The organism is Nostoc sp. JL33 (assembly GCF_017114985.1).
GTDB lineage: Bacteria > Cyanobacteriota > Cyanobacteriia > Cyanobacteriales > Nostocaceae > Nostoc.
The window spans coordinates 171,877-187,468 of sequence record NZ_JABXKP010000049.1 but is presented as its reverse complement, the minus strand read 5'-3'; the positions used below and the strand labels follow the sequence as shown (position 1 = coordinate 187,468).

Here is a 15,592-nt window from a genome sequence, read left to right as displayed (position 1 = left end):
AACGCCAAACCAGGGTTTAAAGGGTGAGATTCACAGTATCTATAAGTCGTCTTCGTTACGGGTTTATGCCCCATGATTTTTGATTGGTAATAAGGTCTGATTTATTGCTTTGTTTCTGATTAAAAAGTCTTCAATGCGGTTGACAAATTCTTCTAATTCGGAAACTAAGTTGATAGTACCTCTACGCTCTTGACGGTAAGCCAATTGTTCTAATTTGTCAGCTGCTAGGTACATAGCTGTGGCTCCAATGTTGCCACTAGCACCTTTAAAATGATGAGTTTCTCGCGTAATTTGCCCAAAGTCATGAGATGCGATCGCTGTTTTAATTCTCTCTAAACGGGGTTTCATATCTTCAACGCATATTTGCAATAGATTTAATTCAAATTCTCCATCATTTCCCGATATCCGATGCAAGTGTTCCCAATCAATTAATAGGTCAGTGGAAACTGTCTGTTCATACACAACTGCCTCTTGTTTTGAAAGGATCACGCCTGTCCAATACTCTAGAGTCGCAGCCAATTTTTCTTTAAAGACTGGCTTACTCAGATAGTCGTCCATTCCGGCATTGAGACACATTTGTTCGTCTTCTTTCATCGCATTAGCCGTCATCGCAATCACCACAGGACGACGACGCAGGACAAAGGCATCCACTTGCCAACGATGAATTTCTTTTGTGGTTTCAAAACCGTCGAGAATTGGCATTTGGCAATCCATTAGAATCAAATCGTAAGGAATTTTTTTTAATAGCTGCAAAACTTCCTTTCCATTAGCAACGACATCGGCTTTGTAGCCCAAACTCTGGAGTTGCTTCAAGGCTACTTTCTGATTCACAAAATTATCTTCTGCTAGGAGAATTCTTAACTTTAATTTAGTAGAGGGGTTAGGGGAAAGGGAAGTAAGAATGGCTGAAGTTTCTCTACTTTGGATTTCTTCAGTACCCTCTAACCTCCAGTCTCTAGCCCCTTGTTCTGATTCCGGCTGAGTTTCTAAAATAGTTATGATCGTATCGAGGAGTCGTGATGGCTTAATGGGTTTGACCAAATAAGCAACAAATCCGATTTTGAGCGCCTGCTGCACTTCATGCCGTTGATTAGTAGAGGTGAGCATAATTAAAGGTATCTCAGCAATTGCGGAATTGGCTTTAATTTGTTCGCCTATTGTCACGCCATTTGTTTGGGGTATTTGCATATCAACCAAGGCGACATCATAGGATTTTCCCTGCTTACCAGTTTCCTGAATAGCTTTGAGGGCAGCAGCAACACTGTCAGCGTAATCTACCTGCATTCCCCAATGAGTCGCTTGATGGGAGATAATTTTGTAATTAGTAGTGTTATTATCCACGACTAACAAGCGGCGATCGCTCAAAAGTCCGCGTTCGCATTTTAGCAAAACAGGCTCAACTTGCTTCAAGAAAAGCACCTCAAACCAAAACTTAGATCCTTTCCCCATCTGGCTTTCTATCCCAATCACTCCACCCATCAAAGTTACCAGTTGTTTACAGATAGCTAATCCCAAACCAGTACCACCATATTTGCGAGTCGTAGAAGCATCCACTTGGGTAAATGGCATAAAGAGTTTGCGTTGGTCTTCAGGACTAATGCCAAGACCTGTATCTGTAATCGCAAAATGGATAGTGGCTGTAGTAGAGGAAAACATACGCAATTCGGCTTGCACTAATACTTCGCCCACACTGGTGAACTTGATAGCATTGCTGATTAAGTTCATCAGAATTTGCCGCAGCCTACCAGCATCTCCTTTGAGGTAGGTGGGGACGTTGTGCTCAATCAGGACGGCAATTTCTAATCCCTTGTTATAGGCTGAGGGAGCCAACAATTCCACCACTTCTTCCATACAAGTGGATAGGTCAAAATCTAGAGTTTCGAGAGCCATCTCTCCGGCCTCAAGTTTGGAAAGATCCAAAATCTCGTTGATTAAACTTAAAAGCGCGTCTCCACTACTACGAATTGTTTCAATAAAATCTCGCTGTTCTTCGTCCAAGGAAGTCTCTAACACTAAACCGGTCATTCCCAATACAGCATTCATCGGAGTCCGAATTTCATGACTCATATTCGCCAAAAAGGCACTTTTCATTTGAGAAGCTATTTCGGCTTGGCGATAGGCAATTTCAAGTTCTTGTCGCTGACGAGTTTCTACTGCTAATAGTTCGGCTTGGGCTAAGGCAATACCTAATTGATCGGCTATTTGCCGCAAGAGATTAGTTTCAAAGCTAGACCAGTGGTGTGAATCGTCAGACTGATGAACTACGAGTAAACCGCGAAGTTCTTCTTTCACCAAAATGGGCACAATCAAATTGAATTTGACCCCAAACTGTTGCATTAATTCCAGATGGCTTTGTTCAACTTCTGGCAAATTCAAGTTAGCCAGCCCCAAAATCCGTCCTTGACGGTACTGCTGTAGATAGTACTGTTGTAGATATTCCGCTTGAAAGTAGGGGAGGGTAAGATTTTGCTCTTTGATTGCTGGTAAGCCAGAAACTACAGCTTCAACAACGGTGGTTACAGATTCATCTGGCAAAAGCTGATAGATCAAAACTCGGTCAGTCTGGAGAATCTTTTGGATCTCCTGGACAGTGATTTGGAGAATTTCTTCGATTTGCAAAGACTGGCGAATCTTCAGGGCGATTTCGGTAAATAGTTGCGATCGCAAGTTTTGGCGTTGTATTTCTTCTTCAGCCTGTTTACGCTGGATAAATTGCCCGACTTGCTCACCAATCGAATTCATCGTTTTTACCAAATCTTCGTCAGGTAGCTGAATTTCCCGGTTGAAGCAGGTAATGACACCGAGGATTTTGTGATCGATGCGGATCGGAAAACCGAAGGCTGCGTGTAGTTGTACTTGATCGCTGATTTTGAAGCGGGAGAAACTGAGTTCTTTAACAACATCAGCGATCCAAACAGGTTTAGAACTAGCCCAAACCCGACCAGGTAGCCCAATTCCTGGTACAAAAGTAGTGTTTCTACTCACTGCTTCAAACTCTTGCACCTCAAAAGATGCTTTATGCCACATGTCGAGAAAACGCAGCACATTTGCTTGCTGATCTACCATCCAAATTTCACCCAAATCCCATCCCAAACTCTCACAGATCCCTTGCAGGATTTGGTAAGTAGCCTCGCCCGTCGTGGCGCACTCCGCTAAAACGCGGGTTGCAGCATATTGTGCATTCAGAAGCCGTTCAGATCGTTTGCGTAAGCGAAGCTCGTCGGAGACATCGGTGATGTCAATGCCAGTGGCAACAATGTATTCCACTGATCCTTCATAGTCTTTTAAGAGGCTATTCGACCAAGCAATCAGTCGGCGATTGCCATCCTTCATTACCCAATAGTTTTCGTACTCCTTGAGATTGGGGATTTGACCAGTTCGTAACTGCTCAAAAATTGCTTTGATCGGCTCCACCTGTTCAGGAATTAGCAACAAGTTCCAGCAATACCTACCCCTGACTTCATCGAAGGAGTAACCCGTTATTTGCTCACAAGCTTGATTGAAACGAACGAATTGCCCTTGAGAATTGAGAACTACTACCAACGCGTCGGCTGTATCCAGGACTGCTGAGATAAAGTTGCGTTCTTGGTTTAAGGCTTCTTCTGTCCTCTTCCGCTCACTGACCTCACGATAGATAAAGTAGTAGACTACAGCAAGAACGATAAAACTTAAGCAAATGGCGATCGCAAGTGTCAGAATTGTGTTGCGAGTCCGAGCCTTTGCTGCTTGTAACTCTTGCTGAATCCGCCCCATTTCCTCGTTTTTCATCTCATTGATTATCTTGCCGATATTCTCGATGAGATTTTCTTGATTATTTCTCAGTAGTACTTGCAACGCCGCATCTGATCCTTTGTTCTGGCGCAAGTCGATAGTCTGTTTTAGTTCAGTAAGTTTAGCGGTTATCAGAGATTCAAGGGTTGCGATCTCCTGTCGTTGCTTCGGTTGCTCTGCTGTTAAATTCTTCAGCTTGGCAATTTCTTGATTGACATTTGTAAGTGCTGATTGATAAGGTTTTAGATAAACTTTTTCTCCACTAATAATGTAACTACTTTGCCCAGTTTCGGCATCCTTTATCTGGGACAGTAGTTGGTCTAGACTTTTGATTTTTTGGTACGTTTTTTTTACTATACTGCGATTATTAGTAGATGCTATTGTATTTTGATAAGAAACCACGCCAATCAAAACTAAAATTGCCGATGCCAAACCAAAACCTGCCACAATCTTTTTAAAAAATTGCTTGGGTACCCTCTGGGCTTGTTTGCCTTTCTTGGTAACAAGTACTAAACTTGCTAAATTTCGGCGCAATTCCAGTTGCTTTATGACTTGACGACCCAAAGCTCGTAATGCCTCCACTTGTTCTGGAGTAAGTTTCCGTGGTATGTAGTCAATCACACATAGGGTTCCGAGCGCGTATCCCTCAGGGTTAGTCAGAGGTACGCCAGCATAAAATCGAATATTTGGATCAGATGTTACCAGTGGGTTTGTAGCGAACCGTTCGTCATCTCTTGCATCAGGCACAACAAAAACATCAGGCTGTAAAATAGCATGGGCACAGAATGCCAAATCTCGGTGTGTTTCTAGGGCTTCCAAACCAACTTTTGACTTGAACCACTGACGGTTTGTATCAATTAAGCTAATTAAGGCAATAGGAGTTTGACAAATATACGAGGCTAAATGTGTGAGGTCGTCAAAAGCGGCTTCAGATGGCGTGTCAAGAATCTTATACTCCAAAAGCGTCTCGATTCTCTGTGCTTCGTTATCAGGTAATGGTGCTTTCATCCTTGAGCCTTATCTATATTCTGGGAACTGGGAAACGAGCAGGGGGAGTAAGAATTTTAGATTTTAGATTTTAGATTTTAGATTGAAGAATTAAAGAATTAAAGAATTGAAATTTAATCCAAAAGACGCTCCTACGTCGCTCTTTGTGGTGCTAACAGCAGTCGCTTATGGGGAGCCACTGCGGGGACAGGGGTCTCCCCAAGTGAAGCAAGTGGCGTGGAAACCCCCAATTGGAGACGCTGCTTCGTGTTGGCGCTAGCCACGCGCGTGAGGGAAAAGACCGCGCTGCTTCACCAAAATCCTTGCATTGAATTGGCTTGGCCAATGCTCAATGCCCTGTTTGCCCTGTTTGCCCCATGCCCAATTCAACAAACTTACTTCAATTAATGGCAATAATTTAGTTAAAAGCGTTAGCGTAATTTCACTGAGTTCGACCTTATTAAAGAATCGCTCAAATGATTAAGTCGCTGCTGTATTTTTTGTGGGCTGGTTTATTTGAAATCGGGGGCGGCTACCTGATCTGGTTGTGGTTGCGCGAAGGTAAGCCCTTCTGGTGGGGCATATTGGGGGGAATTGCTTTAGCTTTCTATGGGGTTATTGCAACTCTGCAATCGGCAAATTTTGGCAGAGTTTATGCGGCTTACGGTGGCGTGTTTATCGCAATGGCAATGCTTTGGGGTTGGAAGGTAGACGGGGTAACTCCAGACCGCTACGACCTAATAGGAGCAAGTTTCGCTTTAGTGAGTGTTTTAATTATCATGTTTGCACCCAGAAATTAAGTAAAATTTCTATATTATTTCTCACCAATAACTTTTAAGATATACAGTTTTAATAATAAAAAACAGGGGTAAAGGGATAAATTAGGTCACCCACTAACGGCGAAAGCGCGTAGCGGGACGAAGTACGCTTTTTACCTTTCCCCCTTTCCCCCTTTCCCATTCCCCTTGTTAATCAAATGCTATTCCTCAAAAAAAAGATGTGATGATTACCTACAGCCTTATTTAAATTTTGGCAACTACAATCAGGAGAATATTTTTGTTAACATTTCCAAATAATTCAGGTTAAGTATCTTTCAAGACAAAAATGTGTCAATAAAAGTAATCAAATGTAGTTAAGAATACAAATCATTGGTACTTAGGAAGAAAAAAAGTGTTGAAGAAAGTTGTGATGATTGCGGCTATCACCCTACTGTTTTTGGGAGTACCGCTAATGGGCAATGCTTTTGCCCAAACACCAGCCCCTGCTGTGCCTACTGCTGATACTGGAGATACGGCTTTTATGCTGATTTCAGCAGCACTTGTGCTGTTAATGACACCAGGATTGGCGTTTTTCTATGGTGGATTTGTGCGATCGCGCAACGTCTTAAACACATTGATGATGAGCTTTGTGTTGATGGCGATCGTGGGAGTTACCTGGATTCTCTGGGGCTATAGTCTTTCATTTGCGCCAGGTTTACCGTTTATCGGGGGATTGCAATGGTTCGGGTTGAATAATGTCGGGTTAGAGATAAGCGATTATCTCAAAGGGTCAAACCCGCCGGAAGTCGTCTCCTATGCCGGAACGATACCCCACCAGGCATTCATGATCTACCAAGCGATGTTTGCGATTATCACCCCAGCCTTAATTTCTGGGGCGATCGCAGAGCGGATGAGTTTCCGCGCCTATTCGCTGTTTGTGCTACTGTGGTCAACCTTTGTTTACGCTCCCCTAGCCCACATGGTATGGGCGAAAGGTGGATTTTTAGGTTTGTATGGTGGTTTGGGTGCCCTCGACTTTGCAGGTGGCACAGTAGTTCATATTAGTTCTGGCGTTTCCGCCCTAGTAGCTGCGATCGTCCTTGGGCCTCGGAAAACCCATCCCGATCGCCTTAGCCCACCGCACAACGTTCCGTTTATTTTGCTGGGTGCTGGCTTGCTGTGGTTTGGTTGGTTCGGCTTCAACGCTGGAAGTGCCCTATCTGTTGCTAGTGGAACTTCTGGTAACTTAGTCACCAATGTGGCAACAACCGCCTTTGTTGCCACCAATACGGCGGCGGCGGCGGCGGCTTTAATGTGGCTAATTTTGGAAGCGGTTTTACGGGGTAAACCGACAGCCGTGGGAGCGGCTACCGGAGCCGTTGCTGGTTTAGTTGGCATCACTCCCGCCGCCGGATTTGTCACACCGCTATCAGCGATTTTAATTGGTTTCATCACCGCCTTTGTTTGCTTCTATGCGATCAGTTTCAAGCACAAGCTAGAAATTGACGATGCTTTAGATACCTTTCCCGTGCATGGCATTGGTGGTACAGTCGGGGCAATTTTAACGGCGATCTTTGCCACGACTCAAGTCAACGGAGCAGGTAAAGATGGTGTGCTACGTGGTAATTTGGGTGAATTGGGAGTTGAATTAGCAGCAATTGCCGTTGCCTATGTGATCGCAGGTGTTGGTACGTGGATTATTCTCAAGATTATCGATGCTACAGTCGGGCTGCGAGTCAAAGAGGAAGCTGAATTGCAAGGTATGGATATCAACGAACACGGTGAAGAAGGTTACAACTCCGAGTTTGGCGATCGCCCCACTCACTAAAGAGTGCTGAGTTATTCAATTTTGGATTTTAGATTTTAGATTTTTCTTTCAATCCAAAATCCAAAATTGGCCTGATTTGCGATCGCTAGCGTTAAAATTTGATTCAAATAATTGGTAAATTTGGCTAGTCGTGTCTACTTCTGCAAAAACCTTTCCTATCTGGGCATTTTTATCGCTGTTAACCAACGGCATCCTGATGTTGGCGGTCATCCTGCTAATTTGGCAACAGCAGAGATTGACCGCTTTTTTTGGGGGGATAATAACATCCCCGGAGTCAATGAACTTGAACAGCTCACCCGAAATTCCTACACCTGATTTGGGTCGCCGTCACCAACTCAGTTACCAAGAGTGGGTAGACATCCTCACGCAAGAAGCCCAGGTCGCTGCTGATCAACGTCCTCCACATTTAACCATCCTGGCGGGAGATTCTCTAAGTTTGTGGTTTCCCCCTGAGTTATTACCCGAAGGTAAAAATTGGCTCAATCAAGGAATTTCTGGCGAAACTAGCAATGGACTCTTGAAGAGATTAAAGATATTTGACCGCGCCCAGCCAGAGGTGATTTTTGTAATGATTGGCATTAATGACCTAATTAGGGGGATGAGCGATAGGGTAATTTTAGATAATCAGAGGCAAATTATCAATTACCTGCGAAAGGTGCATCCCACAGCGCAAATTGTTGTCCAATCGATTTTGCCACATGGGGCAGAGTCAGCAACCTGGAAAGGACGAGATAAACTGTTGGTTGTTGCCAATAGTCGCATTCGCGAGTTGAATGAAGAACTACAAAGGATTTCTACCAAAAAAGGTGTCAAATATCTCGATTTATATCCCCTATTTACCAACAAGCAAGGTAATCTCCGCCGCGAATTTACTACTGATGGCTTACACTTAAGTCCTGAAGGGTATATAGTTTGGCGTTCTGCATTGCAAATTTATAGCGAAATTGAATTAAAACCCCAGCGTTAACGTCTTTCGGGGGAAAAAGGGGAAAGTACAAAAAGAAGTAATATCTTTGAATACAAGTCTGTATAAATCGCGTCTTGACGCGAGAAAATAAAAAATAGTGGTTTAAGTAGACAAATCTAATGGATACAAAAGCTTTTAAGCGCAGCCTCCAACATTCAGAAAATTATAATCGCAAGGGCTTTGGTCATCAAGCAGAAGTTGCCACCCAGTTGCAATCTGAGTATCAAAGTAACTTGATTCAGGAAATTCGCGATCGCAATTACACCCTACAACGAGGTGATGTGACAATCCGACTAGCACAAGCCTTTGGCTTTTGCTGGGGTGTAGAACGGGCTGTGGCAATGGCCTACGAAACCCGCCAGCACTTCCCCACAGAACACATCTGGATTACTAACGAGATTATCCACAACCCTTCTGTAAATCAGCGTATGCAGGAGATGGAAGTAGAATTCATCCCCATTGAAGGAAAGAATAAAGACTTTTCTGTTGTTGGAACTGGTGATGTAGTCATATTACCTGCTTTTGGGGCTAGCGTTCAAGAAATGCAGATACTTCACGATAAAGGCTGCAAAATTGTTGATACAACTTGTCCTTGGGTATCTAAAGTTTGGAATACAGTAGAAAAGCACAAAAAAATTGATTATACTTCAATAATTCACGGTAAATATAAGCACGAAGAAACAGTTGCTACTAGTTCTTTTGCTGGCAAGTATTTGATTGTGTTGAATTTGCAAGAAGCAGAATATGTTGCTGACTATATTATCAATGGTGGGAATCGGGAAGAATTTCTGACAAAATTTGCTAAAGCTTGTTCAGCAGGATTTGACCCCGATCAAGATTTACAAAGAGTTGGTATTGCAAATCAAACTACCATGCTGAAAGGCGAAACTGAGCAAATCGGCAAGCTTTTTGAGCGGACTATGTTGCAGAAGTATGTCCCCACCGAGTTAAATCAGCATTTCCAAAGCTTTAATACTATTTGTGACGCCACCCAAGAACGGCAAGATGCCATGTTGGAGTTAGTGGAACATAATTTAGATTTAATGGTAGTAATTGGTGGGTTTAATTCATCGAATACTACTCAGTTGCAACAAATTGCTTTTGAGCGCGGAATTCCTTCTTATCATATTGATACTGTTGAGCGGATTAAATCAGGAGATTCCATAGAACATCGGCAATTAAATGGGCAGTTAATAACTACAGAAAACTGGTTGCCAGATGGAGAAATTGTTGTGGGAATTACTTCTGGTGCTTCCACTCCAGATAAGGTAGTAGAAGATGTGATTGAGAAAATTTTTGCAATGAAAGCAACAGCAGCGCTGGTTTAAAAGGGACTGGGGACTGGGGACTGGATATTGGGAGTGCTGACTGTTGACTGAGGAGTTATTATTTTCCCCATCTCCTTGTCTCCCCATCTCCATTTGTAATTGCCGAGAAAGTTGCAAAATCAGTTAAAGAATGAAGCAGCAATATTCTTATCCAATCAGCGCCTCATACTCATCATGTGAACCAATCCAGATCCAGTAATAATCCTCGCCGTTCTTAATTGCTAGTGCGCGATATCCACCACTAATCCTGACTGACCACAAATCATTTCCTACTTTTTTGAAATGCAAAGACGGATGAAATTGATTATTAATCCAAAGACGATACGCCTTTCTAGCTTGCTCTTTAACTTCAGGTGAAAGTGCAGCATAAGAGCGCCAAAAATCAGGGGTTGTTAAGGATTTCATCTAACGGTTTCACCCGATTAGCTTCAATATCTGCTTTTGCACGCTGGATTAACTGATCCAATCGACCCGATTTTGCATCTGCTTCAATTTGCTTGTCCCAAGCATCGTTAAGATATTCTTGGAGCCAGTTTGATAAATCCCGCATTTCACCTTCAGACAGTTGCATAATAGCGGCTTCTATTTCTGGGAGTGAGTTCATCCTGTTATCCTCAATCCAGCACTATAAAATATATCCTACCAAAATTGACGGAATAATTCAGAATTAGAATTAGTGTCAAGTCTTAGTTATGAAGTAATAATTATTAATTTAATCATGAATTAGCATGACAGAGAAATGGCTTTCTATCGTCGGGATTGGGGAAGATGGGTTACAGGGATTAAGCGCGATCGCTCGTTCTCTAGTCGATCAAGCTAAAGTAATTGTGGGAGGCGATCGCCATTTAGCAATGCTCTCTACAGATGACCAACGTGAGAAACTAGTCTGGACATCCCCGATTAGTGTTTCTGTACAGGAAATTATCCGGCGTTGGGGTGAGTCAATCTGCGTACTTGCAAGCGGCGATCCTATGTGTTACGGCATTGGTGTTACCTTGATGCGGCGTATTCCCGTCTCCCAAATGACGATTATCCCCGCACCTTCAGCCTTCAGCCTCGCCTGTGCCAGGGTGGGATGGTCTTTAACTGAGGTGGAAACCTTGAGTTTGAATGGTCGTCCATCCTCCCTACTCCAGTCTTATATCTATCCAGAAGCGCGGCTGTTGATTTTGAGCGAAGGGAAGGACACACCCGCCATTGTTGCTGAAATTTTGACAAATCGCGGCTATGGTGGCAGTAAAATTACCGTATTGGAGCGTATGGGTGGCGCTCATGAAAGAATTGTCCAAGGTACGGCTGCATCTTGGAGTGAAACTGAAGTTGCAGTGTTGAATGCGATCGCAGTTTATTGTATTGCTGATCCTGGGGTTATCCCATTACCAAGATTACCAGGACTACCAGATAACGCCTACCACCACGATGGACAGTTAACGAAGCGTGAAGTTAGGGCAATTACCCTAGCAGCTTTGGCACCCACACCGGGACAACTATTGTGGGATGTGGGCGCGGGTTGCGGCTCAATTTCTATCGAATGGATGCGGAGTAATCCTCGGTGTCGGGCGATCGCGATCGAACAAAATTCTTCTAGACTACTATATATTGTTGATAATGCCGCCACTCTCGGTACTCCAAATCTGCAAATCATTGAAGGTAAAGCGCCCCATGTTCTGAAAGATTTACCTGCACCAGATGCGATTTTTATTGGTGGTGGGGTGACAGCAACGGGACTTTTTGATGTTTGTTGGGAAGCACTGCGATCCGGTGGGCGTTTAGTGGCAAATGTAGTGACGGTAGAGGGTGAGCAAACTTTATTTCAATGGCATGAACGAGTTGGTGGTGATTTAACTCGTATTGCCATTCAACGGGCGGAACCTATTGGTAAATTTTTGGGCTGGCGAGCAATGGCGGGTGTGACGCAATGGGTAGTTGTGAAGTCTGAAACCAAATAATCGCATTTGTAATTTGGTTATAGCTGGCAAAGAGCGATTATTTAGCGAGAAGCCTTGAGTGCGTCTACACTAGTTTACCTGGGCAAAACGTGATAATTACCATAAAATCTCAGTAACCTACCTCCTGCGCCCAGTTCATGAATAAGTATACAAGGCTACCTTTCTTAGGATTGCTGAAAGTTTCCCTTTTGGGAGTTGCATTTCCCCTGTTGTTGACAAGTCATAATTGGGCGCAAGCAAATACTAAGCAAAACAATAGTCTCTTGTCTGCTCAAACATCAGCGCAATCTACACCACAATCGATTAAACCTGCTGAGGTAATAAAGACAAATCCGCCAACGCAAGAGAAAAAACAGGATCTACCTTGGACTGTAACAGCCGCTGCATTTGGGATTGTAGTGGTTTTGTACCTGGGAGTTCTGCGGTTTTATCCTCTATTGCTACTCCGACTACCTGCGGAAGTGAAGATTCCAAAAATAGGAATGTTCCCAGAGTTCAAACTCCCACTTGGTTTTGTGATTTGGCTCAAGTACCGTTCCAGAGTTCTAGATGCTTGGGTTGGGAAACACATTGATATTTTCCAGAAGAAATTTCTGGAGAATGAAACTGTTGATGAGCGCAAGGATTATGTTTCTCTCCCAGTGCTATTAAATAAGCAAGAAATAGAGGAATTAACAGCGGAAACATTAAGAGAAAGCTTTGCCCAAGAAAAGCGAGTACGACTACTGATTTGGGGAGAGGGAGGTTCGGGAAAAACGACGATTGCCTGCCAGATTGCTAAATGGGCAATGGAAAAAGACAAGTCCAAACGCCTGACTACACACTTGATGTTACCAGTTCTAATTGAGGAAGAACTTGACTCGCAACCAGGGGAAGGGATGAAGCCTCTGATAGAAGCAATTATGGGACAGATCCAGGAATTGATCGATAGTGAGCAAACAATTGTTGATGAATTGCTCGTAGAACAACTCCTGCGACAGCGCCGAATTCTCTTGATTGTGGATCATTTATCAGAGATGAGTAAACCAACCCAAGGTAAGATTAATCCTAATGATCTAAAATTTTCAGCTAATGCTTTAATAGTTACCTCACGCCTTGAGGAAAAATTTCAAGGAATTGACTGCAAAATTAAGACTCTCCGCTTTGATGGTGGGAAGTTAGCATATTTTATCGAACAGTACTTGAAGAAGTGCGAAAAGTGGACTCTATTTGAGGATGAACAGGAGGAATTTTTGCAAGAATGTGCCCAACTCGCACGCATAGTAGGAGACAAGAAAACAATTACAGTTTTACTGGCTAAACTTTATGCAGAGCGGATGATTAACGCTAAAGAGAATTCATCAGCATCAGAAAGTTCCCTTGACAACATTCCTGATTTGATAATTGACCACCTAGAAAAGCTAAATAGCCAGGGGGAAATAGACACCAGAAATCAATACCCCACTGTTAAAGAAGATGCTAAGGTAATTGCTTGGAAATGCCTTGAAGGCGACTATAAACCAAAACCTGTAAAACGTGAATCTGTTGTTGTAGCTTTGGGTGGAACTAATGCAGAAGCGTGCCTTAACTATTTTGAAAATTATCTGCGTCTGATTAAATCAATTGGATACAATAACGACCAAATCCGCTTTGCTCTCGATCCGTTGGCTGAGTATTTGGCTGGGTTATATTTGCTAGAGCATTACTGTGAAAATGAGGTATTTTGGCGCGAATTCTTGGCACAAGCGGAGAGTAAACCACAGGAAGAAATTAAAGGTTTTTTGCTGGCAGTGAGAGAATGTTGTATTGCTAAAGGCTCAGAGGCTAAAGTACCTGCTTTCGTGGCAGAAGAACTAGGTAAACTCGCAGGACTAGATCCGGAAGTACTAAAACAAGAACAAATGAAGCGACGTATTCGGCTACTTATTACCAACTTGTCTGCTCCAGAGGCAAACGCAGAAGATAGGCAACGTGCTGCCGAAGAAATAGGAAATATTGGTTCATTAGCCAAATCTGCGGTTCCTGAAATCCTTAGAGCTTTAAAACATGAGGATGCTAAGGTGCGAGGGAGTGCTGCTGAGGCGTTGGGTAAGTTAGGCAATGCTTCAGATCCTGTACTAGAAAAGCTACTGGTATTGCTTGCAGATGTGGATTATAATGTGCGTGCTAATGCTGCTGAGGCGTTAGGTATATTAGGCAATGACTCAAAACCATTTCTACAAGGAATATTATATCTACTTACAGATGAAGTTGCTTTAGTGCGTCGTATGGCAGTCGAAGCATTGGGTAACTTAGGTAATACTTCTGAGCTAGTACAGCAAGCACTATTAAGAATGCTTACAGATGATATTACTTTGGTACGTCTCAGTTCGTGTGAGGCGTTGAGTACGTTAGGTAATACCTCAGAGCCTTTGCTGCAAGAGCTATTAGCACTGATGGCAAATAAGGATTTGAGTGTGCGTGTTAGCGCATCTAAAGTTTTGTACAAGTTAAATACTGCTTCTGAATTAGTCCTGCAAGGGCTGCTGATACTATTGATAGATAAAGAACTAGGTGTGCGTCTTATCGCTGCTGAGGCTTTGGGCAATTTAGGTAATAACTCTGAGTTAGTTGTTTACGAGTTACTAAAGCTGCTCAAAAATCAGGATTTTGCTATACGTGCCAGTGCTGCTGAGGCTTTGGGCAAACTAGGGAATAACTCCAAGCTAGTGGTTCGAGAGTTACAAAATTTGCTTTCAGAGGAAGAGACTTTTGTACTCACATTTGTAGCTGAGGCTTTAGTCAATCTAGGTGATACTTCAGAGTTATTACAACAAAAGCTAAACATTCTTCTCACTGATAAAAGTGAATGGGTGCGTGAGGAAGCAGATAAGGCATTAAAAAAAATACGTCGTAATAGAAAAGCTAAGGTATTGAGAAAACTACGAAAATATTATGAAAATAAATAGTTATAGTTTAGTCTCAGACCAGAGAATGGTTCAAGATGGCGTAAGCAATAATCCGATCGCCATTTATTATAATTACCCTTAGAGTAGCGCGATCGCCTGTCTTTCAACTACCCTGTTTATCTACTATTAGATTTCGCAATTTTTCTTCATCAAAAGTAAGCCCGTGACGCTCAAAATATGGGCGTAAATTTATTTTAATGAATAAATCTTTCAGATCTTGGGCAATTTTTTGGGGTGGATTTCCTGATAATGCGATCGCAATCAAACGTTCTGCCGCTCGAAATTCACCACAGTCTATTGCAAGAGTTGCAGCACTGCGATGTAATACTGAACGAGTCGGCTCGGCATCAAGTTGATTGGCAATGAGTGCAGCAGCTTGAGATTCTTTTTCAAAAGCTTGTCGAGAAACGTGACTAGCTTGCTTTAAATCTCCTCTGAGTTTAGCAATAAAAGCTGCTTCGGCCAAATCCATCGCCTGTTTATGCAACTCCTGAATCTGACTCATTTTTCCATAATAAAAGATAGGGGTCTGCTAAATTCAACAATAATAATGTAGGCTGGAAATTCGCCATCAGAAGGATTAGTTTGCTCGATTTTTTGTTTTATTCTAGCTCTAACCCTGCTATCATCTGCTTTACGTATACCTGAAACTTCCAGCCTTACTTTATTTTGAAACGGGAGTTCACCTGCTTCATCTTCGCTACCTAACCAATAATCAAATCCAGTGCCTTTGCGCGATCGCTCAATGACTGTAAACTGAGTTAATTGTCTGATGAGCATAAAAGCAATGCCATAAGCTGCTTGTTCTGTGGTGAACTCTTTATCATTCCAGCAACGGAGCATTTGCTGTGTAACAGGTTGCCAATATAGTCTAAATCTGGCGGTAAATTCTCCATTAACTGTGAGTTCTACACCCTGTAAATGACCTTGATCCTCCAAACACACCGCACAAGCTTCTGCTAAAGCTGCTCCAAAAGATGGAGTTATAGCGGGTAGTCCTTCTTCTAATTTAGTTAATACTAACTCTTGGGGTTTATCCAAGCTAAATAGAGCGAATCTTACCGTGATTATTTTGAT

12 protein-coding genes are annotated in these 15,592 nt (G+C 42.8%); 7 read left to right on the top strand and 5 right to left on the bottom strand.

Features of this window, described 5'->3' with window-relative positions; translation table 11 throughout:
• Positions 1 to 63: 63 nt before the first annotated feature.
• The gene (locus HWQ23_RS13395; RefSeq protein ID WP_292828973.1) at positions 64 to 4,779 is read right to left on the bottom strand and encodes a GAF domain-containing protein; all 4,716 of its coding nucleotides are present in this window, start codon (positions 4,777 to 4,779) and stop codon (positions 64 to 66) included.
• A 455-nt stretch (positions 4,780 to 5,234) separates the two neighbouring features.
• On the opposite strand from HWQ23_RS13395, the gene HWQ23_RS13390 reads away from it, so the two are divergent.
• The 5 genes from HWQ23_RS13390 to HWQ23_RS13370 all read left to right on the top strand — a co-directional run bounded on the left by HWQ23_RS13390 (position 5,235) and on the right by HWQ23_RS13370 (position 9,639).
• A complete protein-coding gene (locus HWQ23_RS13390; protein WP_292828971.1) occupies positions 5,235 to 5,558 on the top strand; it encodes a YnfA family protein in 324 nt (107 codons plus the stop codon).
• A 388-nt stretch (positions 5,559 to 5,946) separates the two neighbouring features.
• Positions 5,947 to 7,344, top strand: coding sequence for an ammonium transporter (locus tag HWQ23_RS13385; RefSeq protein ID WP_375466455.1), 1,398 nt, complete (start codon positions 5,947 to 5,949; stop codon positions 7,342 to 7,344).
• A 120-nt stretch (positions 7,345 to 7,464) separates the two neighbouring features.
• Positions 7,465 to 7,659, top strand: coding sequence for a hypothetical protein (locus HWQ23_RS13380; protein WP_292828967.1), 195 nt, complete (start codon positions 7,465 to 7,467; stop codon positions 7,657 to 7,659).
• The gene (locus HWQ23_RS13375; RefSeq protein ID WP_472850397.1) at positions 7,580 to 8,311 is read left to right on the top strand and encodes an SGNH/GDSL hydrolase family protein; all 732 of its coding nucleotides are present in this window, start codon (positions 7,580 to 7,582) and stop codon (positions 8,309 to 8,311) included. The genes HWQ23_RS13380 and HWQ23_RS13375 overlap by 80 nt, the downstream gene beginning before the upstream one ends.
• A gap of 119 nt (positions 8,312 to 8,430) precedes the next feature.
• The gene (locus HWQ23_RS13370) at positions 8,431 to 9,639 is read left to right on the top strand and encodes a 4-hydroxy-3-methylbut-2-enyl diphosphate reductase (protein ID WP_292828963.1); all 1,209 of its coding nucleotides are present in this window, start codon (positions 8,431 to 8,433) and stop codon (positions 9,637 to 9,639) included.
• A gap of 147 nt (positions 9,640 to 9,786) precedes the next feature.
• On the opposite strand, the gene HWQ23_RS13365 is transcribed toward HWQ23_RS13370, so the two are convergent.
• Both HWQ23_RS13365 and HWQ23_RS13360 read right to left on the bottom strand, forming a co-directional pair.
• The gene (locus HWQ23_RS13365; protein ID WP_292828961.1) at positions 9,787 to 10,044 is read right to left on the bottom strand and encodes a type II toxin-antitoxin system RelE family toxin; all 258 of its coding nucleotides are present in this window, start codon (positions 10,042 to 10,044) and stop codon (positions 9,787 to 9,789) included.
• Positions 10,022 to 10,243 (bottom strand): hypothetical protein, encoded by a 222-nt coding sequence (locus HWQ23_RS13360; protein ID WP_229556106.1) that lies wholly within the window; start codon positions 10,241 to 10,243, stop codon positions 10,022 to 10,024. The genes HWQ23_RS13365 and HWQ23_RS13360 overlap by 23 nt, the downstream gene beginning before the upstream one ends.
• A gap of 124 nt (positions 10,244 to 10,367) precedes the next feature.
• Between HWQ23_RS13360 and cbiE the strand changes: the two genes are divergently transcribed.
• A complete protein-coding gene (cbiE, locus tag HWQ23_RS13355) occupies positions 10,368 to 11,588 on the top strand; it encodes a precorrin-6y C5,15-methyltransferase (decarboxylating) subunit CbiE (protein ID WP_292828956.1) in 1,221 nt (406 codons plus the stop codon).
• 137 nt (positions 11,589 to 11,725) lie between these two features.
• The gene (locus HWQ23_RS13350) at positions 11,726 to 14,515 is read left to right on the top strand and encodes a HEAT repeat domain-containing protein (protein ID WP_292828954.1); all 2,790 of its coding nucleotides are present in this window, start codon (positions 11,726 to 11,728) and stop codon (positions 14,513 to 14,515) included.
• Positions 14,516 to 14,618: 103 nt separating this feature from the next.
• Here HWQ23_RS13350 and HWQ23_RS13345 read toward each other — a convergent pair whose 3' ends face one another.
• Both HWQ23_RS13345 and HWQ23_RS13340 read right to left on the bottom strand, forming a co-directional pair.
• The gene (locus tag HWQ23_RS13345) at positions 14,619 to 15,020 is read right to left on the bottom strand and encodes a hypothetical protein (protein WP_292828952.1); all 402 of its coding nucleotides are present in this window, start codon (positions 15,018 to 15,020) and stop codon (positions 14,619 to 14,621) included.
• Positions 15,017 to 15,556, bottom strand: a complete 540-nt coding sequence (locus tag HWQ23_RS13340) for a hypothetical protein (protein ID WP_292828950.1) — start codon at positions 15,554 to 15,556, stop codon at positions 15,017 to 15,019. Before HWQ23_RS13340 ends, HWQ23_RS13345 begins: the two co-directional genes overlap by 4 nt.
• Positions 15,557 to 15,592 lie beyond the last annotated feature (36 nt).

Excerpts from the sequence above, each read along its gene's own strand:
- HWQ23_RS13395 (WP_292828973.1), bottom strand. The coding sequence starts at position 4,779 with ATGAAAGCACCATTACCTGATAACGAAGCACAGAGAATCGAGACGCTT.
- HWQ23_RS13390 (WP_292828971.1), top strand. The coding sequence starts at position 5,235 with ATGATTAAGTCGCTGCTGTATTTTTTGTGGGCTGGTTTATTTGAAATC.
- HWQ23_RS13385 (WP_375466455.1), top strand. The coding sequence starts at position 5,947 with ATGATTGCGGCTATCACCCTACTGTTTTTGGGAGTACCGCTAATGGGC.
- HWQ23_RS13370 (WP_292828963.1), top strand. The coding sequence starts at position 8,431 with ATGGATACAAAAGCTTTTAAGCGCAGCCTCCAACATTCAGAAAATTAT.
- HWQ23_RS13365 (WP_292828961.1), bottom strand. The coding sequence starts at position 10,044 with ATGAAATCCTTAACAACCCCTGATTTTTGGCGCTCTTATGCTGCACTT.
- HWQ23_RS13360 (WP_229556106.1), bottom strand. The coding sequence starts at position 10,243 with ATGAACTCACTCCCAGAAATAGAAGCCGCTATTATGCAACTGTCTGAA.
- cbiE (WP_292828956.1), top strand. The coding sequence starts at position 10,368 with ATGACAGAGAAATGGCTTTCTATCGTCGGGATTGGGGAAGATGGGTTA.
- HWQ23_RS13350 (WP_292828954.1), top strand. The coding sequence starts at position 11,726 with ATGAATAAGTATACAAGGCTACCTTTCTTAGGATTGCTGAAAGTTTCC.
- HWQ23_RS13345 (WP_292828952.1), bottom strand. The coding sequence starts at position 15,020 with ATGAGTCAGATTCAGGAGTTGCATAAACAGGCGATGGATTTGGCCGAA.